The organism is Anaerobacillus alkalidiazotrophicus, assembly GCF_001866055.1.
On the sequence record NZ_MLQS01000030.1, the window covers coordinates 553,092 to 577,482 of the forward strand.

General features: G+C 35.6%; 23 protein-coding genes. 19 read left to right on the plus strand and 4 right to left on the minus strand.

Annotation, left to right across the window (positions count from 1 at the left end; translation table 11 throughout):
• Positions 1 to 43: 43 nt before the first annotated feature.
• The 3 genes from BKP45_RS18555 to BKP45_RS18560 all read right to left on the minus strand — a co-directional run bounded on the left by BKP45_RS18555 (position 44) and on the right by BKP45_RS18560 (position 1,468).
• Positions 44 to 274 (minus strand): DUF3813 domain-containing protein, encoded by a 231-nt coding sequence (locus BKP45_RS18555; protein WP_071390057.1) that lies wholly within the window; start codon positions 272 to 274, stop codon positions 44 to 46.
• Positions 274 to 405 carry a hypothetical protein gene (locus tag BKP45_RS23395; RefSeq protein WP_281243164.1) on the minus strand — a complete coding sequence of 44 codons (132 nt, stop codon included), beginning with the start codon at positions 403 to 405 and terminating at the stop codon, positions 274 to 276. The genes BKP45_RS18555 and BKP45_RS23395 overlap by 1 nt, the downstream gene beginning before the upstream one ends.
• 256 nt (positions 406 to 661) lie before the next feature.
• The gene (locus BKP45_RS18560) at positions 662 to 1,468 is read right to left on the minus strand and encodes a Cof-type HAD-IIB family hydrolase (protein WP_071390058.1); all 807 of its coding nucleotides are present in this window, start codon (positions 1,466 to 1,468) and stop codon (positions 662 to 664) included.
• 170 nt (positions 1,469 to 1,638) lie between these two features.
• On the opposite strand from BKP45_RS18560, the gene BKP45_RS18565 reads away from it, so the two are divergent.
• From BKP45_RS18565 to argF, 11 genes are all read left to right on the plus strand, one after another.
• On the plus strand, positions 1,639 to 2,916 hold the full coding sequence (locus BKP45_RS18565) for a molybdopterin molybdotransferase MoeA (protein WP_071390059.1): 1,278 nt from the start codon (positions 1,639 to 1,641) through the stop codon (positions 2,914 to 2,916).
• Between the two features lie 10 nt (positions 2,917 to 2,926).
• The gene (gene mobB / locus BKP45_RS18570; protein WP_071390060.1) at positions 2,927 to 3,454 is read left to right on the plus strand and encodes a molybdopterin-guanine dinucleotide biosynthesis protein B; all 528 of its coding nucleotides are present in this window, start codon (positions 2,927 to 2,929) and stop codon (positions 3,452 to 3,454) included.
• The gene (locus tag BKP45_RS18575; protein WP_071390061.1) at positions 3,447 to 3,920 is read left to right on the plus strand and encodes a molybdenum cofactor biosynthesis protein MoaE; all 474 of its coding nucleotides are present in this window, start codon (positions 3,447 to 3,449) and stop codon (positions 3,918 to 3,920) included. The genes mobB and BKP45_RS18575 overlap by 8 nt, the downstream gene beginning before the upstream one ends.
• Positions 3,913 to 4,146: a molybdopterin converting factor subunit 1 gene (moaD, locus tag BKP45_RS18580; RefSeq protein WP_071390062.1), complete on the plus strand. Its 234-nt coding sequence runs from the start codon at positions 3,913 to 3,915 to the stop codon at positions 4,144 to 4,146. Before BKP45_RS18575 ends, moaD begins: the two co-directional genes overlap by 8 nt.
• A gap of 634 nt (positions 4,147 to 4,780) precedes the next feature.
• On the plus strand, positions 4,781 to 5,818 hold the full coding sequence (gene argC, locus BKP45_RS18585; RefSeq protein ID WP_071390063.1) for an N-acetyl-gamma-glutamyl-phosphate reductase: 1,038 nt from the start codon (positions 4,781 to 4,783) through the stop codon (positions 5,816 to 5,818).
• 32 nt (positions 5,819 to 5,850) lie between these two features.
• Positions 5,851 to 7,089 carry a bifunctional ornithine acetyltransferase/N-acetylglutamate synthase gene (argJ, locus tag BKP45_RS18590; RefSeq protein WP_071390064.1) on the plus strand — a complete coding sequence of 413 codons (1,239 nt, stop codon included), beginning with the start codon at positions 5,851 to 5,853 and terminating at the stop codon, positions 7,087 to 7,089.
• Positions 7,090 to 7,107: 18 nt separating this feature from the next.
• The gene (argB, locus tag BKP45_RS18595) at positions 7,108 to 7,890 is read left to right on the plus strand and encodes an acetylglutamate kinase (protein ID WP_071390065.1); all 783 of its coding nucleotides are present in this window, start codon (positions 7,108 to 7,110) and stop codon (positions 7,888 to 7,890) included.
• Positions 7,891 to 7,967: 77 nt separating this feature from the next.
• Positions 7,968 to 9,125: an acetylornithine transaminase gene (locus tag BKP45_RS18600; RefSeq protein ID WP_071390066.1), complete on the plus strand. Its 1,158-nt coding sequence runs from the start codon at positions 7,968 to 7,970 to the stop codon at positions 9,123 to 9,125.
• A gap of 95 nt (positions 9,126 to 9,220) precedes the next feature.
• Entirely contained in the window at positions 9,221 to 10,300 is a 1,080-nt protein-coding gene (locus BKP45_RS18605; protein ID WP_071390067.1) for a carbamoyl phosphate synthase small subunit, read from the plus strand.
• The gene (locus BKP45_RS18610; protein WP_071390068.1) at positions 10,293 to 13,478 is read left to right on the plus strand and encodes a carbamoyl phosphate synthase large subunit; all 3,186 of its coding nucleotides are present in this window, start codon (positions 10,293 to 10,295) and stop codon (positions 13,476 to 13,478) included. The genes BKP45_RS18605 and BKP45_RS18610 overlap by 8 nt, the downstream gene beginning before the upstream one ends.
• A gap of 14 nt (positions 13,479 to 13,492) precedes the next feature.
• A complete protein-coding gene (gene argF, locus BKP45_RS18615) occupies positions 13,493 to 14,470 on the plus strand; it encodes an ornithine carbamoyltransferase (protein WP_071390069.1) in 978 nt (325 codons plus the stop codon).
• A gap of 465 nt (positions 14,471 to 14,935) precedes the next feature.
• Here the strand turns inward: argF and BKP45_RS18620 are convergent, their stop codons facing one another.
• On the minus strand, positions 14,936 to 15,622 hold the full coding sequence (locus tag BKP45_RS18620; protein ID WP_071390070.1) for a Crp/Fnr family transcriptional regulator: 687 nt from the start codon (positions 15,620 to 15,622) through the stop codon (positions 14,936 to 14,938).
• Positions 15,623 to 15,985: 363 nt separating this feature from the next.
• Here BKP45_RS18620 and lpdD point away from each other — a divergent pair, with 363 nt between their 5' ends.
• The 8 genes from lpdD to BKP45_RS18660 all read left to right on the plus strand — a co-directional run bounded on the left by lpdD (position 15,986) and on the right by BKP45_RS18660 (position 24,331).
• Entirely contained in the window at positions 15,986 to 16,312 is a 327-nt protein-coding gene (gene lpdD / locus BKP45_RS18625) for a prenylated flavin chaperone LpdD (protein WP_084787902.1), read from the plus strand.
• Between the two features lie 227 nt (positions 16,313 to 16,539).
• Positions 16,540 to 17,637 carry a TIGR04053 family radical SAM/SPASM domain-containing protein gene (locus tag BKP45_RS18630; protein WP_071390071.1) on the plus strand — a complete coding sequence of 366 codons (1,098 nt, stop codon included), beginning with the start codon at positions 16,540 to 16,542 and terminating at the stop codon, positions 17,635 to 17,637.
• Positions 17,638 to 18,073: 436 nt separating this feature from the next.
• The gene (locus BKP45_RS18635; RefSeq protein ID WP_245747461.1) at positions 18,074 to 19,282 is read left to right on the plus strand and encodes an MFS transporter; all 1,209 of its coding nucleotides are present in this window, start codon (positions 18,074 to 18,076) and stop codon (positions 19,280 to 19,282) included.
• Positions 19,282 to 21,405: a formate dehydrogenase subunit alpha gene (gene fdhF, locus BKP45_RS18640; RefSeq protein WP_071390072.1), complete on the plus strand. Its 2,124-nt coding sequence runs from the start codon at positions 19,282 to 19,284 to the stop codon at positions 21,403 to 21,405. Before BKP45_RS18635 ends, fdhF begins: the two co-directional genes overlap by 1 nt.
• A gap of 21 nt (positions 21,406 to 21,426) precedes the next feature.
• Positions 21,427 to 21,969, plus strand: a complete 543-nt coding sequence (locus BKP45_RS18645; RefSeq protein ID WP_071390073.1) for a 4Fe-4S dicluster domain-containing protein — start codon at positions 21,427 to 21,429, stop codon at positions 21,967 to 21,969.
• Positions 21,970 to 22,052: 83 nt separating this feature from the next.
• Positions 22,053 to 22,586: a Rieske 2Fe-2S domain-containing protein gene (locus BKP45_RS18650; RefSeq protein ID WP_071390074.1), complete on the plus strand. Its 534-nt coding sequence runs from the start codon at positions 22,053 to 22,055 to the stop codon at positions 22,584 to 22,586.
• A complete protein-coding gene (locus BKP45_RS18655) occupies positions 22,579 to 22,776 on the plus strand; it encodes a hypothetical protein (protein ID WP_071390075.1) in 198 nt (65 codons plus the stop codon). The genes BKP45_RS18650 and BKP45_RS18655 overlap by 8 nt, the downstream gene beginning before the upstream one ends.
• A 259-nt stretch (positions 22,777 to 23,035) precedes the next feature.
• Positions 23,036 to 24,331: a NarK family nitrate/nitrite MFS transporter gene (locus BKP45_RS18660; protein WP_071390076.1), complete on the plus strand. Its 1,296-nt coding sequence runs from the start codon at positions 23,036 to 23,038 to the stop codon at positions 24,329 to 24,331.
• The last annotated feature ends 60 nt before the right edge of the window (positions 24,332 to 24,391 follow it).

Consider the following 24,391-nt stretch of genomic DNA (forward strand, 5'->3'; position numbering starts at 1 on the left):
TTAAGTTGTGATAATGCAACCATTATCCCTACAGTAGTAATGATTATTGGTATTCTGGTAAGTTATGCTCAAGGTTATCTATTTGATCCTGGAGTTCAGCGAGTTGTCGTTTTTCAGCAATTGTCGATTGTGCAAACGCTGAAGAAAGGTTATTTTTCGCCTTCGAAATTTCTTTTGTTGCCATTGCAATTTGTTCAGGAGTAGAGGCTGTTTGAACCATTTTTTGGGCTTGCTCTACAGCTGTTCTAGCTTGTTGAAAAAGTTGGTTCCCCATTAGCATTCACCTTTATTTGTATTATTTTCAACTTCATCCATTGTTTTAATATTACGTTCTCGTTCATTTGCTGGTTGAACATAGTCCTTACCTTGTTGTACAAAGCGTTTTGATTTAGATTTTTTACTCATTTTTGATCTCTCCTTAATATATAAAGGTGCAAACTTATTTTTTTCTATTTGCATCAAAACTACACAGGTAGAATTATGTATTTTTCTAGGGGAATTACATGTATGCGTCATGACTAATTACCTATAAATAAGCAGCTTCGAACCTTAGTAGACCTAAGCGTAAGAATGGAACCCGAAGGAGAAGAAATGAAATATAGTACATAAAAAACGCTTGGCGGAATTCCAAGCGTTTTAACTGAATATTTACGACTACTTTCTAAATACTGAAATATCCCTCTAAAAATTCAGCGATTCCATCTTCTTCATTTGTTAATGTTGTTGCATTAGCAAGAGTTTTTAATTCAGGAATAGCATTTTCCATTGCTACACCTACCCCAGCGTAATCAATCATTTCTAAATCGTTGTCTTCATCCCCAAAGGCAATAATACGTTCTTTAGGGATAGAATAATAGTTCGCAATCTTTTGTAAACCAACCGCTTTATTTAATCCGGCTTTAACGATTTCTATTACATTCCATGGAGCGCCCCAAACCCGTTGATCGATGACTTCCGCATGAGCATCACGTAATAAATTTTTTAATTCCTTTACATGTTCGTCTTGTGGATGTATCAATATTGAAGTAGGGTGATCGGTTAAGATATGGTGTAAATTCCCAAATTTTATTGGAGATTCACCCATTGTAAATGTTTCAATTAAAACTTGATCGTAATACCTTAAATAAAATTCATCGATAATTTCAACCATAATATTTTTAACCTGGAATGCTTCACAAGTTTCAATGATCATTTTGGCTGTATTGAGTTCAAGAGGGCTATGATAAAAACCAAAATCTTTTTGTAATGGATGATGAACAAATGCTCCATTAAAATTCACAATAGGAGTATTTAAGTCTAATTCCTCATAATACATATTACTAGCACGATAAGGTCTACCGGTTGCTATACAAACGATGTGACCAGCCTCACGAGCTTTTTGTATTGCGCGTTTATTTCGGTTAGATATGGTTTTTACATCTGTAAGTAACGTACCATCTAAATCAATAGCAATCAAATGCTGTTTCATATGGCCTCCTAATAATAAAATATTATCGCATTATATTTCTATATATTACCTTCTTGAAAAATAATTGTCTAATTTGATTGAAAGATAATCAGCCAATGTGAAAAAGTTCATAGATATGTCTAAGAATTATCTGATAAAATATAAAGAGAACTGCGAAAGGTGTGACCTAAATGTTAACAGACAGAAAACCGATTAAGATCCATGAAGCTATTGAAGCTGTTTTGAAGTTTTCGAAAGAAGGCGAAATAGAATACATACCAATTGAAGAGAGTGATAATCGAATATTAAAAGCACCTATAAAAGCTGATCATGATATCCCTCCTTTTGATCGTTCACCATTAGATGGATTTGCTGTTCGTGCTGAAGATACAGTTTCAGCTTCAAGTGCTAATCCTATAGAATTAGAAGTAATTGAAACTGTTGGTGCTGGTGGGTTAGCAAATAGCATCCCTCAAAAGGGCCAAGCAATTAGAATAATGACAGGGGCAAAAATGCCAGAAGGTACTGATGCAATTGTTATGTTTGAATTAACAAAAGAAATTGAGAGAAACGGTAAGACGTTTGTTTCAATAAGTAGAAAATTCATTCCTGGAGATAACATATCTTTTCAAGGAGAAGAAACAAGATCTGGTGATGTTTTAGTAGAAGCTGGTCGACAGGTTGAGCCAGGGGTAAAAGCCCTTTTGGCTACATTCGGGTATAGTAAAGTTCCAGTAGCAAAAAAACCAACGATCGGTGTGTACGCAACAGGAACAGAATTATTGGATGTTCACGAAGAACTTAAGCCTGGTAAAATACGTAATAGTAATTCATACATGATTACTTCACAAATTATTAAGACTGGGGCAATACCAAGGTATTTTGGTAAATTAGTTGATGATTTTGATCGTTGTTTTGAAGCGGTAAAGAATGCACTTGAAGAAGTGGACGTGTTAATTACTACTGGTGGTGTTTCTGTTGGTGATTTTGATTATTTACCAGCTATATACGAGAAATTAGGGGCCAATGTGTTATTTAATAAGGTCGGAATGAGACCGGGAAGTGTTACCACGGTTGCTGAATATAATGGGAAACTTTTGTTTGGTTTGTCTGGTAATCCTTCTGCATGCTTTGTTGGATTTGAATTGTTTGTGCGACCGTGGGTTCAAATTTTCTTAGGGTCAAAGAAACCGCACCTACAAATGGTTCATGGAGAACTAAAATCTGATTTTCCAAAAGCGAATCCATTTGTACGGTTTATTCGTAGTAAAATGACGATCGAATCTGGGAAGGTCTTTGCTGAACCAGTTGGACTTGATAAATCTGGGGTGGTTACCTCTCTTGCAAATTCTGATGCGTTAGTAGTGTTGCCTGGTGGAACCCGTGGCTTTCAAAAAGGTGATACCGTTACAATCCTTCTTTTAAATGGTGAAGGTGGCACCGCAATCTATAAAGAAAAACGTAGCTAAGGAGTTTTTAATGAACCAACAAATCATTCAAGTAGCTGGGTTTAGTAACAGTGGGAAAACGACCCTAGTAGAAAAGCTCGTTCGTTTATTGACAAAAGAGGGGTATCGTGTTGGAACACTGAAGCACCACGGACATGGTGGTCAATTGACGTCTACAGATTATGGAAAAGATTCTTGGAAGCATAGTCAAGCTGGTAGTATTGCAACTTGTGCAGTTAGTGCTGGCGATTTACAATTAACAATTAATAGAGAGCAACATTGGGAAGTAGATGAATTGCTTTCTATTTACTGCAAGCTTCCAATAGATGTTATTGTTATTGAAGGGTTTAAAATGGCTCAGTATCCTAAAATAGTGATATTGAAAGAAGAAAAAGATGTTACATTATTATCTAAATTAAATAATATATTCTGTGTCATTAGTTGGTTTCCTTTAGAAAATGAGAAGAAAATGCAAGGAATTTATTATTTCCAAATAGACGAGGAAAGTAACTATACCAATTTCATATTACAGAAGGTGAAAGGGCAGGACAATGAGTGAAAAACTATTTTTAATTACAGAAGGGGAAATCTCAATTCAAGAAGTTGTCGATAAGGTTGTTCATCGTAATGCAGGTGCAATAAACACGTTTATTGGAACTGTTCGTGAACTTACAAAAGGTAAGAAAACAGTTTATTTAAAATATGATGCTTATACAAGTATGGCACAAAAAAAGTTAGCACAAATTGGTAATGAAATTCAAGAACGATGGCCTAATTCCTTAGTGGCAATTTCTCATCGAATTGGTCATCTGGATGTAACTGACATTGCTGTTGTCATCGCCGTTTCAACTCCACACAGAGCAGATTCTTATGAAGCAAGCCGTTACGCCATTGAAAGAATTAAAGAAATTGTACCAATTTGGAAAAAAGAGCATTGGGCAGATGGAGAAAAGTGGATGGGTGATCAATTAGAGAAAACACCGTATCCAACAGGAAAGCCAGAGGAGGAACATTTGAATGATTAAAGTATTATTTTTTGCAGAGTTAGAAGAAATAGTTGGAGCAAGAGAGTTAGTTATTGAAAAATCAGAAATGACAGTTAAAGATGTAAAGGAATATTTAAAAAGTCAATTTCCTAATTTGCCAGTCGATAGAGCCATGATCGCGGTTAATGAAGAATATGTAGAAGAAACTGATATAATCAAAGCAAATGATACTGTTGCCTTAATCCCACCAGTAAGTGGTGGTTGAAAAAGTTACCTTTGGGTAGCTTTTTTTGTACGGCAAAAAACGTTTGAAATTTTGACATTGTTTATGAGACGGTCCTACTTATACTAGTTTTCACGTACTAGGACATATAACTTGTGTATAAACGTCATGTAATCGCCCAAAAGCAAAATGGCCTCATAAATAAAACTAAATAACAAGGACATGGATATTCTAATAACTATGTTAGTAAGGCTTAGAGAGTAATTCACTAAGCCTTAAAGTTTTGCATTTTTATAATCTTATTAGGGAATAGCGATTAATCAAACTGATTTGAACTTAAGGGTCATAGACCCCCACCTCTAAGCGTAGCGTAGGTGGGAACTTCCATTCAGGTGGAGTTGAGACTCCATCTAAATTTCCAAAGTTCTAGCGAAGCTAGAACGAGTTCTCTTGTGACAAAGATTATTTATTTTAAACATATGAATAATCATAAATTATTTGTATAGTCGATTAATTCGAACTATTATTGTTCGTATAAGTATTATTCGTCTTTTTTCTTTAGAAAGAATATTTATAAAATATAAAAATACAGTTGATTTTATTTTTATTCAAACTTATAATAAAAAACAACATTAAAAATGTGAGAAGATATAACCATAGAAAATGAGGGAGAAACATGAAGGCAGCGATAATTGGAGCAACAGGATACGGAGGGGCTGAATTAGTTAGAATTCTGCACCAACATGACTATATAAAACAATATTCAGTCTATACGTCATCCCAAGTCGGAATGAAATTCAGTGAAAGCTATCCACAATTTAATCAAATCACTAATGAACAATTAAAAGAAATTGATATAGATAAGATTTCAGAAGAAGTAGATGTCGTTTTTATGGCGACTCCATCAGGGATATCTAATGAGCTAACGCCAAAAATCTTTGAAAGAGGTCTAACGGTAATTGACCTTTCTGGTGATTTACGTTTTAAAGATCAAGATGTTTATGAAACATGGTACAAGAAAAAGGCTTCGCCTAAAGATGTACTACAAAAGGCAGTTTATGGCTTAACGGAAATAAACCGTGAAATAGTAAAGGATGCGAAATTAATTGCTAATCCTGGTTGTTATCCAACAGCTACAATTCTAGGACTGTATCCTTTATTAAAAAATGTAAAAGTCGACCTTGATTCTATTATTATCGATGCAAAGTCAGGGGCTTCAGGAGCAGGACGGAAAGCGAGTTTAGCAACTAGTTATTGTGAAGTGAACGAAAATTTTCGTATTTATAAAGTGAATGAGCATCAACATATACCAGAAATAGAGCAAGCTCTTAAGACTGTTAATCCTGAACTAGGACCGATAAAGTTTAATACTCATCTTGTCCCGATGACAAGGGGAATTATGGCTACAATATATTGCAAACCATTAAATAAAATGACCGAAAAATCACTTCGAGATTTGTACCAAGACTTTTATCAAAACGATACATTTGTACGGGTTCGTGAGGTAGGGAATTATCCATCAACAAAAGAAGTTTATGGTTCAAATTATTGTGACATTGGAATTACGTATGATGAACGAACAGGCTGGGTGACCATTGTTTCGGTAATTGATAATTTGATGAAGGGTGCTGCGGGTCAGGCAGTTCAAAATCTAAATGTAATGCTAGGAATTGACGAGGGGACTGGTCTTTATGGTCCACCACTTTTCCCGTAAGGCATGCTAAATAAATAAGAGGTGAAGAAAAGGTGGATACAGCAACAAAACATTTATTAGTTACTCCTGTGGAGGGGGGGAGTATAACTACTCCCAAAGGGTTTCATACAGCGGGCATACACACGGGTGTAAAACGTTATAAATTAGATTTAGGTGTATTATATTGCGAGGTTCCAGCTAGTAGTGCTGCGGTTTATACGTTAAATAAAGTTCAAGCAGCTCCCATAAAGGTGACAAAAGAAAGCATTGCTAAGGAAGGTAAGTTACAGGCAGTGATTGTAAATAGTGGCAATGCAAATGCGTGTACTGGAACAAAAGGAATGGAAGATGCTTACACTATGCGTAAGACTACTGCAGAAGTGTTTGAAATTCCAGAGCATTATGTGGCTGTATCATCTACAGGGGTAATCGGCGAATTTCTTCAAATGGAGAAAATCGTTAATGGTATAAAGAAGATAAAAACATTAACACAAATGGATTTTGAATCTGCAGAACGTTTTAACGAAGCAATATTAACCACAGATACGATTAATAAAAGAGCTTGTTTTCAAACGACAATTGGTGGTAAAACTGTTACGTTTGGAGGCGTTGCTAAAGGTTCTGGTATGATCCATCCGAATATGGCGACTATGCTAGCTTTTGTTACTACGGACGCAAATATTGAGCCAAAATGGTTACAAATAGCTTTGAGTAAAGTAATTGACGAAACCTTTAACCGTATTACTGTTGATGGTGATACGTCAACAAATGATACAGTTGTTACGTTAGCTAGTGGTCTGGCAAATAACGACCAATTAACGAAAGATCACCCTGATTGGGATCAGTTTGTCCTAGGTTTAAAAATGACATGCGAGCATTTAGCAAAAAAAATCGCACGTGATGGTGAAGGGGCTACAAAACTAATAGAGGTTCAAGTTAAAGGTGCGTTAAATGATCAAGAAGCTGGAAAGGTAGCTAAGTCAATCGTTGGTTCAGATTTAGTAAAATCTGCAATATATGGAACAGACGCTAACTGGGGAAGAATTATTTGTGCAATTGGTTATAGTGAAGCAGAAATTAACCCAGATACGATTGATATTGCAATAGGAGAAATTCAAACTTTAAAAGATGGTATGCCAATTCCTTTTTCTGAAGAAGAGGCTACTCAATATTTATCAACGGAAAACATTGTTATCTATGTGGATTTGAAAATTGGTCATGGTTTCGGTAAAGCGTGGGGCTGTGATTTAACATATGATTACGTGAGAATTAATGCTGGTTACCGAACATAAAATTAGGAGGTCTAATCCATGAATGATGTAATGGTTGTAAAATGTGGTGGTAGCACGTTACAGGAGCTTTCGGATGAATTTTTTTCAAGTATGAAACTCTTAAAGAATATGAATGTAACACCGATTATCGTTCACGGTGGTGGACCTGAAATAGATTCATTGCTACAAAAACTAGACGTGAAAAGTGAGTTTGTGAATGGCTTACGTAAAACTACAGCAGAGGTACTTGAAGTTGCTGAAATGGTCTTAACTGGAAAAGTTAATAAGTTACTCGTAACAAAGCTACAACAAGCCGGTCTGTTGAGTTTAGGAATTTCAGGGTGTGATGGGACGTTGCTTAAAGCAAGTGCCATAAATGAAACTGAATTAGGTTTTGTAGGTGAAGTGAATCAAGTTAATGCAGGGTTACTTTTTCAACTTCTTTCAATCAATGTCGTTCCAGTCATTGCTCCTATTGGTATGGATGACAATGGTACTCATTTTAATATAAATGCTGATACAGCTGCCGCGGCTATTGCTGAAAGTATCTCAGCTAAAAAAATGATTTTTGTTACAGATGTAGCTGGAATATTAAAAGACAATCAGCTTCAAAAGGTAGTTTCTGTTTCAGAAGTTGAGGAAATGATCAAGGACGGTACTATATACGGTGGAATGATCCCAAAAGTAAAAGGTGCAATAAAATGCTTACAGGGAAATATTGAGGAAGTATATATCATTAATGGAAAAAGTGGGAACTTAATGACTAATGGAGAATTAGTCGGTACTAAAATAGTTAAGTCAAAAGAGCTTATTAATAATTAAGAATATTAAATGGAATGGTTTTTCGACATTACAAAGTAAAAAAAATTAACCATTCTAAAATTAGGTGGGGTGTGAGTGTGAGTTATTTATTTCCTACGTATAATAAATGGCCTATTAAAGTAAAAGAAGCTTTTGGTACATCACTAATTGATGAACATGGAAAAAAGTATTTAGATTTTGTGGCTGGAATTGCAGTTTGTAATTTAGGTCACTGTCATCCTTATGTTAATGAAATGATGATAAACCAATTAAATAAAGTAAGTCACGTTTCAAATTTATTTCATATAGATGGCCAAGAAGAAGTGGCTAAAGCGTTAACGTCGAACTCAAGTGGTGATGCTGTTTTTTTCTGTAATAGTGGGACTGAAGCTAATGAGGCTGCTATTAAATTAGTTAGAAAAGCTACTGGGAAAAAGAAGATTATAACATTTTATCAATCGTTCCACGGTCGTACGATGGGGAGTCTTTCAGCAACTGGTCAGGATAAAATCCATCAAGGATTTGCGCCGTTATTAGATGGCTTTTCGTATGTACCATTTAACAACTCAAAAGCACTAAATGAGGCAGTAAATGAGGATGTTGCAGCTATTATGCTTGAAGTTATTCAAGGAGAAGGTGGCGTCCATGGTGCAAGCGCTGAGTTTATAGAAACCATTAATCAATTAAAAGAGAAGTACAATTTATTAGTTGTTGTGGATGAAGTACAAACGGGAATAGGTAGAACAGGTAAAGCATTTGGTTATCAACATTACAATTTATCTCCTGATATTATAACTGTCGCAAAGGGTCTTGGTAACGGTTTTCCGGTTGGAGGATTAATCGGAAAAGCAAAATTGATTGAATCTTTTGGACCAGGAAGTCATGGTTCAACGTTTGGTGGTAATCCACTAGCAATGGCAGCAGCTAATGCTACTCTACAAACAATTTTCCAAGATTCGTTCTTAAAAGATGTGGAAGAGAAAAGTAACTACTTTATTTCCAAATTAACAGAAGTCCTTAAAGACTCAGAGGTTGTTAAAGAAATAAGAGGAAAAGGTTTCATTCTTGGAATAGAGTGTAACCAAGATGTAAGTTCTTTCATAGTAGCATTAAGAGATAAAGGATTATTAGTATTAAATGCCGGGCCTAACGTATTAAGACTTTTACCACCGTTAACGGTTACGTACGAGGAACTTGACTTAGCAATAAGTTTAATTTCAAACACGTTAAACGTAAAACTAGTTGAAAGTAAATAGTAATCTGATTCCGTTAAATTTTTTTGAGGTTGAATGAATAAAAATACGGTTTGTATAATGAATATTCGTTGGATATTTAGAGAGGGGGAAGTGAAGTGAAGGGATATATAGTTTTATCAACAGGTGAAACTTTTGAAGGGGAGCTTTTAGGAAATGTAGAACAGGTTTATGGTGAAGTAGTTTTTTTCACTGGTATGACAGGATATGAGGAGGTCATAACTGATCCTTCCTTTAAAGGTCAAATGGTTGTTTTCACCTATCCCCTAATTGGAAATTACGGAATTAATGGATTAGATCAGGAAAGTGTAGGGCCGCAAGCATCTGCTCTAATTATGCAAGGATGTAGAAGTCAAGGTTATCATTATGAAGCGATCGCATCGTTAAAAGAATATGCTGAGAAACACTCATTGCCCATATTGGTGGGAGTTGATACTAGAGCGGTTGTAAAAAGAATTAGAGAATTAGGTGATATGGGGGCTATTATCACTACTAACCTGGATTGTGTTGATTTTTCATCAAAACAGGCAATTGGTACGAGAGATCTTGTTCAAGAGGTTTCTGCAACTACAATTGAAAGTTTTGGCGATGGAGACCATCATGTAGTGATGGTTGATTTCGGTTATAAAAAATCAATTGTTACATCACTTGTGAATTTAGGTTGTAAAGTAACGGTTGTTCCATATAATACAGATGAATTGACGATTGCTAATTTAAAGCCTGATGGAATCCTTTTTTCAAATGGACCGGGTAATCCTAAGAAATTACTTCATTTAACAGGTCAGATTAAGCGTTTAGCTACTACTTATCCAACAATGGGGATTTGTTTAGGACACCAACTTTTAGCACTTGCATTTGGTGGTGACACTGAGAAGCTACGTTTTGGTCATCGAGGAGCAAATCAGCCAGTTCAAGATCTGCTAACAAAAAAAGTGTATATTACTTCTCAAAACCATAGTTATGTTGTTACTGATAGTAGTCTAAAAGAAACGGGTTTTACCCCTCGTTACGTTAATATAAATGATAGATCAATTGAAGGTATGTCTCATAGTAAATATCCAATCACATCAGTACAATTTCATCCGGAGGCACACCCAGGACCGACGGATTCAGAAGAGATATTTTTACATTTTCTAACGGACATGAGTAGTAAGAGGAGAGAAAAAGTGTATGCCTAAGCATCAAGATATAAAGAAAATATTAGTTATTGGCTCGGGTCCAATCGTGATTGGGCAGGCTGCTGAATTTGATTATGCAGGAACCCAAGCATGTCTTGCTTTAAAAGAAGAGGGATGCAAGGTAATTCTAATAAATAATAACCCTGCAACTGTAATGACAGATAAAGCATGTGCAGATGTCGTTTACTTTGAGCCATTAACGGTAGAAAGTGTTGAAAAAATTATTCAAAAAGAACGTCCTGATGGCATTTTAGCTACACTTGGGGGGCAAACAGGATTAAATTTAGCATTGTCACTTCATAAAGAAGGGGTATTAGAAAAGTATGGTGTTCCATTATTAGGTACTCCAATTGAGTCAATCATGAAGGGTGAAGATCGAGAAGAGTTCCGTGCTTTAATGCACCAATTAGAAGAGCCTGTACCTGAAAGTGAAATTGTAGAAACGGTTGAAGGAGCACTACAGTTTGCAAACCAAGTTGGTTATCCAATCATCGTTCGTCCTGCCTATACATTAGGTGGCGCTGGCGGTGGAATTGTGAATGATGAGCAGTCGTTAAAAAAGGTAGTTAAAGGTGGCTTGAATGCTAGCCCAATTAACCAATGCTTAATTGAAAAAAGTATTGCAGGGTTTAAAGAAGTAGAATACGAAGTTATGAGAGACGCAAATGATACGTGTATTACAGTTTGTAATATGGAAAATATTGATCCAGTTGGTATCCATACTGGGGATTCAATTGTTGTGGCACCTTCTCAAACATTAACAGATGTAGAATATCAAATGCTCCGTTCGGTTTCTGTGAAAATCATTCGTGCATTAGGAATCGTGGGTGGGTGTAATATTCAATTTGCCCTTGATCCATATAGTAAGAATTATTATTTAATCGAAGTAAATCCAAGGGTTAGTAGATCTAGTGCCTTAGCATCAAAAGCTACAGGATATCCAATTGCACGAATTGCGGCTAAATTAAGTATTGGGTATCATTTACATGAACTATTAAATCCAGTTACTGGACACACATATGCAAGCTTTGAACCTGCTCTAGATTATTGTGTTGTAAAATTTCCCCGTTGGCCATTTGATAAGTTTCCACAGGTGGATCGAAAGCTAGGCACACAAATGAAGGCAACTGGAGAGGTAATGGCAATTGAAAGAAATTTAGAATCAGCTTTTCAAAAAGCAATACGCTCTCTTGATATAAAAGGAATTTCTGGATTGGAAATGGAAAGTGTTAAGAAGTTAACAGATGAAAAGCTATGGAAAAGTGTTAAAGTAGCTGATGACCTTCGTTTTTTTGCAATCTTAGAACTACTACGCAGAGGATTTAGTGAAGTAGACATTCATGAAGTAACTCAAATTAACTATTTTTACTTAAAAAGTTGGAAGTTTCTAATTGAAATGGAACAAAAAGCAAAACAACTTTCTTATGAAACTGTTACAAACAAAGAATTAGAACAATTTAAGGTAAGTGGTTTTTCGGACAAATGGCTAGCTACAACTTGGAAGGTTTCGTTACATGACATGAGAAAAAAACGTAATGAATTTAATATTCATCCTTCGTATAAAATGGTTGATACTTGTGCTGGTGAATTCGTTGCGAAAACGGCTTACTATTATTCTAGTTGGTCTGGAGAGCAAGACGTAGATACAGCATCGACAAAGAAAAAGATTATTATCATTGGTTCAGGACCAATTCGTATTGGGCAAGGGATTGAATTTGATTATGTTTCTGTTCACGGTGTTTTAGCTTTAAAACAAGAAGGCTATGAAGCTATCCTTATTAATAATAATCCGGAGACAGTAAGTACAGACTATGAAATTGCAGATCGATTATATTTTGAACCATTAACGACAGAAGATGTTTTAAATATCATAGAGCTAGAAACGGCTGACGGTGTAATCGTTCAACTAGGTGGTCAAACAGCTATTTCTTTAGTTAAGGAATTAGAAGATGCAGGTGTTCCTTTACTTGGAACAAACCATGACACGATTGATAAACTAGAGGATCGAGACTTATTTTATCAATTCATGAATGAAGTTCACGTTCCTCACATTCCTGGTGTAACAGCAATTAATGAAGTAGATTTAATAACGAAAGCTGACGAAATTGGTTATCCAGTATTAATTAGACCTTCTTATGTTATTGGTGGGCAAGGAATGATGATTTTCCAAAGTCGTGAGGAAATGGTTAATTACGTTAATGATGAATTTACAAATGTATTCTTCCCAATTTTACTCGATGCCTATTACCCTGGAGTAGAAGTAGAAGTGGACGCATTAACCGATGGGGTAGACATTGTTATACCTGGTATGTTTCAGCATATTGAAAAAGCAGGTGTTCATTCAGGTGACAGTATTTCCGTCATACCACCATTGAACCTTGCAGAAAATCACAAAGAAACAATTGTAGAATATACAAAACGTATTGCCAATGGCATGGAATTTAAAGGAGTCTTTAATATTCAATTTGTCCTCTATAAAGAAGAAATTTTTGTTCTCGAAGTAAATCCAAGGGCATCAAGAACAGTTCCGATTCTTAGTAAAGTGACTGGAATGAATATGATTGACGTAACAACTAAGCTTTTAATGGGGCACAAATTAACAGATCTTGTAGATACGTTAGGCTATCAAGAGGAACCACCATATTATACAGTGAAGGCTCCAGTATTTTCGCACTCTAAACTTCCTGACCTTGATCCGAAGTTAGAGGCAGAGATGAAGTCTACAGGTGAACTTATCTCGATTAGTGATAATATTGATGAGGCATTTAGAAAAGCTTTTGTTTGGGGTGAGAGAGATATTCCTCAAATCTTTAAGAAAAAGGGAAGTATTTATTGTGAAATAGGTAAAGATGTAGAAACGGAATTTTTGTTGCTAAAAGAACAATTAGAAGAAAGAGATTATGTAGTTTTACAAAAAGACGATGTTTCCTTCCAAAATTGGTTAAATGATGAAAATAGTGTGTGTTTTTTAAGTGTTAATGTTAATGATCAGGACGCTAAATGGAGAAGAAAGGAAGCGTTAAAAAATCGTTTGCCAGTTGTAACTGAAGTCTCTACTTTCACTTGTATCGTAAACTGCTTGAACACCAATGATTATTCGGTTTCCTCAATTAATCAATGGTTGGAAATGTATGAGAGTAAAAAAGGTGAAACCAAAAAATTAAAAACTAATTACTAAAGGATGTGGATTTCTTGACTGCACTACCGGTAACTGAGTCAGGATTAAATATAGAAAAATATAAAGGGAAAAATCTTCTAACATTATTAGATTATTCTTCTGAAGAAATAAAAGAGCTTCTGGAATTTTCGGTATTACTAAAAAAATATCAAAAAGAAGGTGTGCCTCATCCGTTACTTGCAGGGAAAACACTTGCAATGATATTTGAGAAGTCATCGACAAGAACGAGGGTTTCTTTTGAAGTTGGGATGAATCAGTTAGGAGGATCAGCTTTATTTTTAAGCTCAAAAGATTCGCAGCTTGGAAGAGGTGAACCAATTTCCGATACTGCTCAAGTACTTTCGCGATATGTAGATGGGATTATGATCCGAACTCATGGACATGAAATTATTGAGGAATTAGCGAAATTTTCAACAATCCCAGTTATAAATGCATTAACAGAAGATTTTCACCCTTGTCAGGCACTAGCTGATATTTTAACCATTTATGAAGTAAAAGGAACGTTTGAAGGGATTAAAACTGTATATGTTGGCGATGGTAACAATGTAGCTCATTCATTTTTAATAGCTTGTGCAAAAGTAGGTATGGATGTAGCGATCGCAACACCTAAAGGTTATGAGGCAAAAGACTGGATCATGAAGGAAATCGAGGCTATTTGTAACGAAACAGGAGCAAAACTTCTTGTTACAAATGACCCGGTTGAAGCAGTAAGTGGTGCAGATGTTATTTATACAGATGTCTGGACAAGTATGGGTCATGAAGAAGAGACAGCCAAAAGACTTGAAGCATTTAATGAGTTTCAAGTAAATAAGGCTTTAGCTAGCCATGCCAAGGATGATTATATATTCCTTCATTGCTTACCGGCTCACCGTGGAGAAGAAGTAACGGTTGATGTAATTGATGGGGAACATTCATATATTTTTGATCAAGCGGAAAATCGACTGCATGCTCAAAAAGCTGTATTAGTTGCATTAATGGGTGATACGAAATAGTTATTAAATCAAAAAAGAGTTGGCCTATAGATTTTAGGCAACTCTTTTTCTGGTTGGAGAGCTATGTACGTCTAGATCCAATGACGGGTTGTTAGGTAGTTTATTAAGGAATTTACTACATTACAATAAAAAATATTTATAATAGGCTTCAACAAGGTTGTTTCAGCGATTACTCATAAAACAAAAGACTGCTTGGAGAAAGCGTTCTTTAGAGTGAGTATAGTTTTAGTCGTTGAAGTACGCAGAAGTCCTAAAGCGATCCTTAGAAACGTCAAAGTTCCTCGTGGTTGATTACATTTGATCCCACTCTTTAGGGGGCAAGTAAGACCCCCACCTCAAAACTTAAGAAAATCGAGAAGTTTAGGTGGGGGATAAACTGCCCCTAAAGGTCCGATATAGAATAACTTTCATCAGTGGGGGATGAAGGAAAACCCCTACTGATTGAAGTTCAGCTTTATATCGTTTCTAGTTTATATATTCTTTTAATGCATCAATATTATGAATAAATAAATACCCCTGTTTTTTTGTAACTATTTTTTGTTGCTTTAACTGATTCATTAATCTTGTTACACTTTCACGTGTTGCACCAAAGAAACTTCCTAAATCTTCATGTGTTAATTTGAGCTTAATTTTTATTCCGTCTTCAGTAGTACTTCCGTATTCATCCGCCAACCGCACTAAAGTAGCTGCTAATGCTCCGAATTTCCCGTATAATGCTACATCTCGCAGTGTGGTTTGAGAAATTCGAAGTCTTTCTGAAAAGTCCCGGAACAAAGATATTGCTAGATGAGGATGCTGTAATAAAAAGGTTTCTAAGTCATCATTTTTAATATAGGAAGTATTACCGTTCTCAATACAAGTGGCTGTAGCAGGGTATGTGCTTTCGGGTTTACAGAATAAAGCCACTTCTGCAAACATTTCTCCTGATTGGCGAATGCTTAGTACGATTTCTTTTCCATCTGGTGTACTTTTATTTATGCGTACTTTTCCTTCATTTACAAAATAAACTGCGTCAGCAGGGTCATATTCATGGAAAAGAACTTCTCCTTTTGTCATCTTTTTAGTTTGAATAATATGTGTAAGTTGTTCCTTTTGTTCCATCGGTAATGCAGAAAAAATAGGTATATTATTAATAAAGCGACTAACAGGCATTTATTTTTTCATCTCCTTTGGAAAAAATATTAAGTAAATATACGAAATAATAGTGGTTAAAAAACTATATTCAATATAATGAATTTCATAATTGTTTATTTTCGCTATTCTAATACTAAATGTTGCACCATTTAGGTAATGATGAAATTCAATCAATAGTTTAAAAATACCATAACATAAGTGAAATTTGTTGTGCAAAACTTTACATTGATACGAGGAGTGTAATATTTTCATTTTAAAATACTTTCTCCGATTTTTTAAGGGTGAATTTGTTAACAAAATATTCACTGTGATATGTTTCACATTAATTATACATTGAATTTGATAAGATTATCTCAAATCACGGATATAGGGGGAGCAAATGTGATTAGTTGTGAGCTAAATCGAGTTGGTGTCGATGATCTTATCATTGTATCGGGTGGGACAGGACCACATATTGGAGCTGTTGTTATTGCAGAATATACGGACAGCGAAGTTAAGATAATAAGTTATGGATTTCCAAATCATAAAGAAGAAGATTTATTTATACAATTAGCTAAAGTCTGGTGTCATACGTTTCAACAAAAAACCGTTCTTTTAGGTGGAATTCATATTGATAATGCTACCAAAGCTCAAATTGAAGATCTTGTTAATCAAACATGGGATAAATTTTTTCAACTTATGCTAGATCAAAAAAATTGTAAAGGTTAATAATGAAATACAAAAGTGAGGGACATTAAGTGATTACTTAAGGAACCTCATTTTTTTTGCGCTGTTTTTTCTTGATTACAAAAAAACTAGGGTACTTATTTAGTTTTCTAATTTACGTCTAAAAATGTGACTTTAAAAGCATTGTGATATATCTCACTGAGGTAAATCGTGTTTATCACATATGATGAAACTATGAAGAACTTAGTTAAAAGAGCGGAGGAGACCTTATGAATTTATCATTCTTATCAGAGAAACCTAAAAATTATGATGAAAATCCGTTCATAGTAATTTGGGAAGTAACAAGAGCTTGTGCCCTTAAATGTTTACATTGTCGCGCTGAGGCACAATATAAAGCCGATCCAAGACAACTATCTTTTGAGGAAGGTAAGAAACTAATAGATGAAATTGCTACTATGGATAACCCGTTATTTGTATTTACAGGTGGAGATCCATTAATGAGACCTGATCTTTATGAATTAGCCAAGTATGCAATAGAGGAAAAGAAATTACCAGTCTCAATGACGCCTAGTGCTACACCAAAAGTGACGAAAAAGGCAATTGATCAAGCGAAAGAAGTTGGTTTATCACGTTGGGCATTTAGTTTGGATGGTTCCACTGCCGAAATACATGACCATTTTAGAGGGACAAAAGGTTCTTTTGATTTAACAATGAAGGGGATCGATTACTTAAAAGAGTTAAATATACCTATTCAAATAAATACAACGGTTTCCAAATATAATGTTGATGATTTGCCAGCTATGGCTGAAAAAGTAAAAGAAATGAATGCTGTGCTTTGGAGCGTTTTTTTCTTAATTCCTACTGGTAGAGGTATGGAAAAGGATATGATTTCTGCTGACGAACATGAAGAAGTAATGAAGTGGTTATTTGAAATTCAACAAAGCATGCCATATGGAGTCAAAGCTACAGAAGCTCCTCATTATCGCCGAGTAGCTATTCAAGAAAAGAAGCGATTAAATCTAAAGGCTACTGAAGGAAATAAGCGTCTTGATACGTTGGGTCGTGCTCCTAAAGGTGTTAACGATGGGGATGGATTTGTATTTATTAGCCATATTGGCGATGTTTATCCAAGTGGCTTTTTGCCCGTAAAGTGTGGAAATGTACGAGAAAAGCCACTTCCTGAAATTTATCGGGATAATCCGGTATTCAGAGATCTAAGAAATAAGACGCTACTAAAAGGGAAATGTGGAGCTTGTGAATATAAAGGAATTTGTGGTGGTTCCCGTGCGAGAGCATTTGCGCTTACTGGAGATTATTTGGAAAGTGACCCATATTGTGCTTATATCCCCAAAAAGTATAAATCTTAACATTAATCAGTGCGGTGGATCTTTACCCAGCACTGATTTTTTTGTTTACCAGAAAACTATAGATTTCTTCCTTGTGGATAAGGCTGAAGTTAAAGGCAGTAAGTTTTGAAGCTTTTTACTTAATTTAATAAATATGTAAAAAAATGTAGAAAAAACAAGTTTTATTTGGCGGGTGAAATGTGTACATTTTGTGAACGGGTGTCATGTAAGTGGACAAAAAGAATGTTGATAAATAGAGCTTCTTTTACATGTTTTGCACTTTGTAAATGTTACAAATGACTTTCCTGTGATAAAATTCACACCTTTGCTGTGAGAAATTGCACAGTGAGTGATAAGTGTCTCTTCTACAATAAGGGTAACAGAACGTTTAGCACTTCTAACAGCTAAAAGGCCTATAGTTGTCCATGTGCGTACTTCAAAAAAGGAGTGAGAAAAGATGAACAATCTAGAAAGAACTTATTCTACTAATAACCCTAATGAATCAAACGATACAACACATAGAATAAAGTACCTTGAAAGATCTTTTTATTCAAAAACTAGTATGTATGCATTTTTTGTAGTTGCATTCTTGTTTATCACAATGTGGATCGGTACAGCTCAGTTCAAAAAAATTGATCTAATGTTAGCTGGCTATATGGTTGCCTCTTTTATCTTTTTCATTGGTATTACAGTTAGAATGGCGTCTTGGCTAATGCGACCGGCTACAAATGAGATGGTAAAGCGAAGTATTAAGAATTTATTTACTAAAAAGCGTACAAAAAGAAATATTGCAGCAATTTTAAAAACTTTCGTAGATAATATTATTTTACAAAAATTTATCTTTAAACGTGGATTGTACAGAGGTATTCAGCATTGGTTAATAGCTTGGGGGTGTATCGGTTCATTTGCTATTACATTTGGATTAACATTTGGTTGGATGCATTTTAGATTAATTGATGCAACAACGTATCAAATGATGGTATTTAACCTACCAACGATTAAAATGCAAGCAAATGGTATATTTGCTGAACTAGTTTATAACGGATTAAACATAACTGCACTTATGGTTTTAGTGGGTATCATTATGGCCCTAGTAAGAAGAATTAATAATCATGATTTGAAGGTTACTGAACGAGCTGAGTTTGATTTATTACCCCTTTATATACTATTAGCGGTAACGGTATCCGGATTATTATTAACAGTTTCATATAAGTTTTTAGGTGGATTTATTCACCCGCAACTAGCTTTAATACATCAAGTAACGGTCGTTTTATTTTTGATTTACTTCCCATTCGGTAAGTTGTTCCATTTACCAATTCGTCCTTTAGCAACGGCTGTACCGATGAATTATCAGGAGGAACCTATGGTAGATACGAGATCCTGTAAAAAGTGTAGCACGAAATACAGTAGTGACGATCAAATTGCAGATGTGAAAACCATTTTACATGAGCAACAGTTTGATTTAAAACTAGACGATGGAACATATTTAGCGGATTACTGTCCTAGTTGTCGAAGAAGAATTCGTGTAATGAGTCAATTAAACTTGGGATCAGTAAAGGGTAATCCGTACGGTCCGGTTCAAACAAACAACGGCATTCACATTCCAGGTTTTGGTAGAAGGAGATCGGAAGAATTTTATAACCAGTCTGATAAGGGGGATAAATAATGACACAGTTTTTAGCTAAAGAAGGAGTAAAAAATCTCCACCATGAAGGTGAAAAATTAATTACCACTCACTGCTGTTATTGCGGAATGCAGTGTGGGATGCATATTAGATTAAATGAAAAAACAGGTAAGGTAGTTGGGGTAGAGCCACGCTATGATTGGCCTGTGACATTAGGGAAGATGTGCCCAAAAGGGGTTACTGCTTATCAAACAGTTGATCATGAAGAAAGAATTACAACACCATTAATTAAGAAAAACGGACAATTTGTAAAAGCAACATGGAATGAGGCGCTTGATTTAATTGAAAAGAACTTTAAGCAGCTTCAACAAAAATATGGAAAAGATGCACTTTCTGTATATGGTGGTGTATCAATGACAAATGAAAAATGTTACCTCGTTGGAAAATATGCACGTGTTGCATTAGGGACAAGATTTGTTGATTATAACGGTCGATTTTGTATGAGTTCAGCAGCTGGTGGATTTATGAAAACTTTAGGAACTGACCGTGGTTCTACATTACCATGGACAGAGCTAGAGCACACGGATTGTTTCTTTATTAGTGGATGGAACGCAGCTGAATGTCATCCGACATCCATACAGTGGTTATGGAAGGCAAGAGACAAAGGTGCAAAAATGATTGTTGTAGATCCTCGTGAAACTCAGATTGCTCGATTAGCAGATGTTCACTTAGATATTAAATCAGGTACAGATTCAGCTTTAGCAAACGGAATGTTACACATTATTGTTCGTGACGGTTATGTAGATGAAACTTATGTAAAAGAACGTTGCAACAATTATGAAGAAATGAAGGAACAAGTAAAGCTTTTCACACCTGAATACACTTCTAAAATTACAGGGGTAACAGTTGAAAAAATTGAAAAAGCTGCCCACATTTACGGACAATCTCCGCGTTCAGTAGTGATGTTCTGTCGTGGTATCGAACAACAATCTAAAGGTGTTGATAATGTTTGTGTATACACATCAATGGCATTGTTACGAGGTCAAATAGGGAAATTTGCGTCAGGCGTTGCTACTGTCACTGGGCAAGGAAATGGTCAAGGTGGGCGCGAGCACGGGCAAAAAGCAGATGCGCTTCCTGGATACAGAAAAATTGCAGATCCTGAACATGTAAAATATGTGGCAGAGGTTTGGGGAATTAAACCTGAAGAAATGCCAAAAGCAGGTGTTTCCGCTTACGAAATGTTTGATGAGATACAAAAAGGAAATATTCGTGCGATGCACGTGATGTGTAGTAATCCGGCAGTATCTGCACCTAATACAGAATATGTTTGGGACAGCTTTAGAAAATTAGATTTCTTAGTAGTAAGTGATTTCTTCTTGTCTGAAACATGTGAATTTGCAGATGTGGTATTACCAGCTACAACTTGGGCTGAGGATGAAGGGACAACAACGAACCTTGAAGGTCGTGTCATTCGTATTCGTAAAGTGAAAGACCCAATTGGTGAGTCCAAAACTGATTGGCAAATTATGAAGCTTATCGCTGAGCGTATGGGCAAAGGTAAGTTCTTCCCATACGAAAATGTACCAGAAATTTTTGAAGAATTCCGTATTGCATCAAAAGGTGGAAAAGCTGATTATTACGGAATTACGTATGACCGTATTGATAAGGAAGATGGTGTTTTTTGGCCATGTCCGTCTGAAGATCATCCTGGGACACCAACAATGTTTAAAGAAAAATTTGATACACCAAATGGAAAAGCTAATTTAGCAGTTGTAGGTTGGCAAAAACCAGCTGAAGTCCCTAGTAAAGATTATCCACATACATTAACAACTGGCCGTGTCGTATTTCATTACCTTTCAGGGACACAGACTAGAAGAGTGAAATTTTTGATGGAACAATGTCCTCTACCTTATGCTGAAATGCATCCAGAATTAGCAAGTCGATATAATCTTGCAAATGGAGATAAGGTGAAGTTAACTACGCCGCGTTCTTCGATGCTATTAGATGTTCGGTTAACAAAAGCAATTCGAAATGACCATGTGTTTGTTCCATATCATTGGGGAAAAGAATTAGCGGTTAATCAGTTAACAAATCCAGCACTAGATCCAATATCAAGAATGCCAGAATTTAAAGTTTGTGCCGTGAAAATAGAGAAAGTGTAACGGAGAGGGGAGAGTCAAACTATGAATAAAATTATGTATCTAGAATTTGAACGTTGTATCGGTTGTAGATCTTGTCAAGCAGCATGTCGTGAATGCGGTGGTCATGATGCAAAAGAACGAAATTATGTTGAATATGTTGACTTTTTAGAGAGCCGTCAAACGTATCCAATGCTTTGTATGCAATGTAAAGACCCGGCATGTGCACGTGTATGTCCGGCAAATGCAATCCAAATTACTGAAGAAGGTGTCGTTCTTTCAGCATTGGAAGAAAAGTGTATTGGTTGTAGAAACTGTACATTTGGTTGCCCATTTGGAATTCCGAAGTTCGATTTTGAAGAGAATAAAATGTATAAGTGCGATATGTGTTATGACAGAACACAACATGGTATTTCTCCTATGTGTGCGTCTGTTTGTCCAAGTGACGCAATTCGTTTCATCGATTTTGATGAAATGCAAGCATTACGTCGCCGTAGAACACAAATGAATTTAATTGAAGGAAAAAAACCTACAGAGCAAGATAAGTGGCAGTATGTACCTGAGTTTTTTGGCGTGTACAGTGACTAAGTATTGAGGAAAACCCTTCCTCACTTAAAGCGAGGGGTTTCCCCTCGCTTTAAGTAACAAATTTACGAATGGAGGGTAAAATCATGACAGAAAAAAAGAAGTTAGGTCGTAATCAAAAAGATACAGATGATGACATGATTAATTTAGTAGACAATTTAAATCGTGATGACGATTTGAAATATAACCGTAGAGCCTTTTTAAAAACAGCAGTAGGAACATCTGTAGCTTTAGGGGTAGCAACTATCCCCTTTTCTGTAAAGGCGATGTTAGGTATGAATGAGAAAGAAAAAGAGAGAGTTGAAATTGCTAAACTTGAAGATCTTCCAGTAGGCGAATCAATAACTTTTTATTACCCAACTGAGAAAGATCCAGCTCTTCTAATACACACAGTAAATGGAGATTTAAAGGCATATAATAGCGCTTGTACTCACCTCATGTGTCCTGTTTTTTATGAGAAGACTCAAGATGTATTATTGTGTCCTTGCCACGCTGGATATTTTGATATAAATAATGGTCATCCAAAAGCCGGTCCACCCCAGCGAGAATTACCTTTGATTGAAATTGAAGTTGACAATGGTGTGGTTTATGCAGTAGGGAGGCAGTATCGCCATGGGTAAAAAAACGTGTTGGGTGGTAATTATTGTCTCAATTATTATTAATGTAATTATGCTTCAATGGACAGTTGAGGCGTTCCTAGGAAGGGAATATGATGTTTTATTCATTTATAACATTATAAGTTTAATATCAGCAGCAGCAGCAATATTTGCTTATTTTCAGTGGCGCAAGCTCGAATATAATAGCAAGTAAAGTTACGCGCTTTTTCATAAGGAATCCAATAATGGGTTCCTTTCATTAGGCGCAATTTGTTGGAAATCTTTAACTTTTCGTCATCGAAAAACAACATTTTTACTATTTCAAAAGAGTTTAACGTAATAAATTGAACAATTCGTGAACATCGATTAATTAGTGATTTATTTCACACCCTCATGGTAGTCCATCAACTATCATGAAAGTAACTTATTTTTAACGTTTATTAAATTAAGAAGGAATTCTAGGAGGAATTATTATGGCAAGAATTACAAGGTGGGATCCGGAAAACGAACAGTTTTGGGAAGCCGAAGGTAAAAAACATGCAACGAGAAACTTATGGATCTCTGTTCCAGCACTTTTTCTAGCATTTGCTGTTTGGCAAATTTGGTCGGTAACAGCAGCTAGTTTAAACGATATAGGTTTTAATTTTACTAGTGCAGAATTATTTACTTTAGCTGCACTTCCAGGTTTATCAGGTGCAACATTACGTATATTTTATACATTTGTTGTTCCAATTTTCGGGGGACGGAACTGGACAATTATTAGTACAGCCTCATTGCTTATTCCAGCAATTGGAATAGGAATTGCAGTACAAAATCCAGAAACGACCTTTATGACGATGGCAATCCTTGCTGCCCTATGTGGTCTAGGTGGAGGGAATTTCGCTTCATCAATGTCTAACATTAGCTTCTTTTACCCGAAAAAAGCAAAAGGGACAGCTTTAGGAATTAATGCTGGTATTGGAAATTTAGGAGTAAGTGCTGTTCAGTTTTTAGCTCCTTTAGTAATAACTGTAGGAGTTTTTGGAGCAGTGGCAGGGAACCCTCAAGTACTACCTGATGGTTCTCATGTATGGATTCAAAATGCAGCATTTGTATGGGTTATTCCAATTATATTAACTGTTATTGCAGCATTTTTCGGTATGGATAACTTACCTGGAACAAAAGCCTCTATTAAAGAGCAAGCAGTTATTTTCAAAAATAAACATACGTGGATTATGACGTGGCTGTACACTATGTGTTTCGGTTCATTTATAGGGTATGCAGCAGCGTTTCCACTACTAATTAGAACAGAATTTCCAGAAGTAAATGCTCTGCAATTTGCTTTCTTAGGACCTTTAGTTGGTGCGTTGATAAGACCATTAGGGGGATGGATTTCAGATAAGTTCGGTGGTGCAATCGTAACATTTTGGGATATTATTGTTATGATTGCCGCAACAGGTGGAGTCATTTATTATTACAACCAAGGAAACTTTACAGGGTTTTTAATTATGTTCCTCGTTTTATTCGTAACTACTGGTATTGCTAACGGGTCTACGTTTAGAATGATACCATATATTTTCAACAATCAAAAAGAAGCGGCAGCTGTGATTGGTTTTACCTCAGCTATTGGAGCATACGGTGCATTTTTAATTCCAAAAATCTTCGGTTGGTCGATTGATACAACAGGAATGGCAAATACTGCCCTATATATTTTCATTGCTTATTATGTTATAAGTTTAGTTATTACTTGGTTTTATTACTCTCGTAAAAATGCAGAAGTGAAGTGTTAGATAAATAGAAAGTAGCTCTTCCGATAATTTTTCGGAAGAGTTACATAATAAAATTTATAT

What these genes read in the sequence shown, in the direction of transcription:
- BKP45_RS18555 (WP_071390057.1), bottom strand. Translation starts at nt 274, where the DNA reads ATGGGGAACCAACTTTTTCAACAAGCTAGAACAGCTGTAGAGCAAGCC.
- BKP45_RS23395 (WP_281243164.1), bottom strand. Translation starts at nt 405, where the DNA reads ATGAGTAAAAAATCTAAATCAAAACGCTTTGTACAACAAGGTAAGGAC.
- BKP45_RS18560 (WP_071390058.1), bottom strand. Translation starts at nt 1,468, where the DNA reads ATGAAACAGCATTTGATTGCTATTGATTTAGATGGTACGTTACTTACA.
- BKP45_RS18565 (WP_071390059.1), top strand. Translation starts at nt 1,639, where the DNA reads ATGTTAACAGACAGAAAACCGATTAAGATCCATGAAGCTATTGAAGCT.
- mobB (WP_071390060.1), top strand. Translation starts at nt 2,927, where the DNA reads ATGAACCAACAAATCATTCAAGTAGCTGGGTTTAGTAACAGTGGGAAA.
- BKP45_RS18575 (WP_071390061.1), top strand. Translation starts at nt 3,447, where the DNA reads ATGAGTGAAAAACTATTTTTAATTACAGAAGGGGAAATCTCAATTCAA.
- moaD (WP_071390062.1), top strand. Translation starts at nt 3,913, where the DNA reads ATGATTAAAGTATTATTTTTTGCAGAGTTAGAAGAAATAGTTGGAGCA.
- argC (WP_071390063.1), top strand. Translation starts at nt 4,781, where the DNA reads ATGAAGGCAGCGATAATTGGAGCAACAGGATACGGAGGGGCTGAATTA.
- argB (WP_071390065.1), top strand. Translation starts at nt 7,108, where the DNA reads ATGAATGATGTAATGGTTGTAAAATGTGGTGGTAGCACGTTACAGGAG.
- BKP45_RS18610 (WP_071390068.1), top strand. Translation starts at nt 10,293, where the DNA reads ATGCCTAAGCATCAAGATATAAAGAAAATATTAGTTATTGGCTCGGGT.
- BKP45_RS18620 (WP_071390070.1), bottom strand. Translation starts at nt 15,622, where the DNA reads ATGCCTGTTAGTCGCTTTATTAATAATATACCTATTTTTTCTGCATTA.
- BKP45_RS18630 (WP_071390071.1), top strand. Translation starts at nt 16,540, where the DNA reads ATGAATTTATCATTCTTATCAGAGAAACCTAAAAATTATGATGAAAAT.
- BKP45_RS18635 (WP_245747461.1), top strand. Translation starts at nt 18,074, where the DNA reads ATGAACAATCTAGAAAGAACTTATTCTACTAATAACCCTAATGAATCA.
- fdhF (WP_071390072.1), top strand. Translation starts at nt 19,282, where the DNA reads ATGACACAGTTTTTAGCTAAAGAAGGAGTAAAAAATCTCCACCATGAA.
- BKP45_RS18645 (WP_071390073.1), top strand. Translation starts at nt 21,427, where the DNA reads ATGAATAAAATTATGTATCTAGAATTTGAACGTTGTATCGGTTGTAGA.
- BKP45_RS18650 (WP_071390074.1), top strand. Translation starts at nt 22,053, where the DNA reads ATGACAGAAAAAAAGAAGTTAGGTCGTAATCAAAAAGATACAGATGAT.
- BKP45_RS18655 (WP_071390075.1), top strand. Translation starts at nt 22,579, where the DNA reads ATGGGTAAAAAAACGTGTTGGGTGGTAATTATTGTCTCAATTATTATT.
- BKP45_RS18660 (WP_071390076.1), top strand. Translation starts at nt 23,036, where the DNA reads ATGGCAAGAATTACAAGGTGGGATCCGGAAAACGAACAGTTTTGGGAA.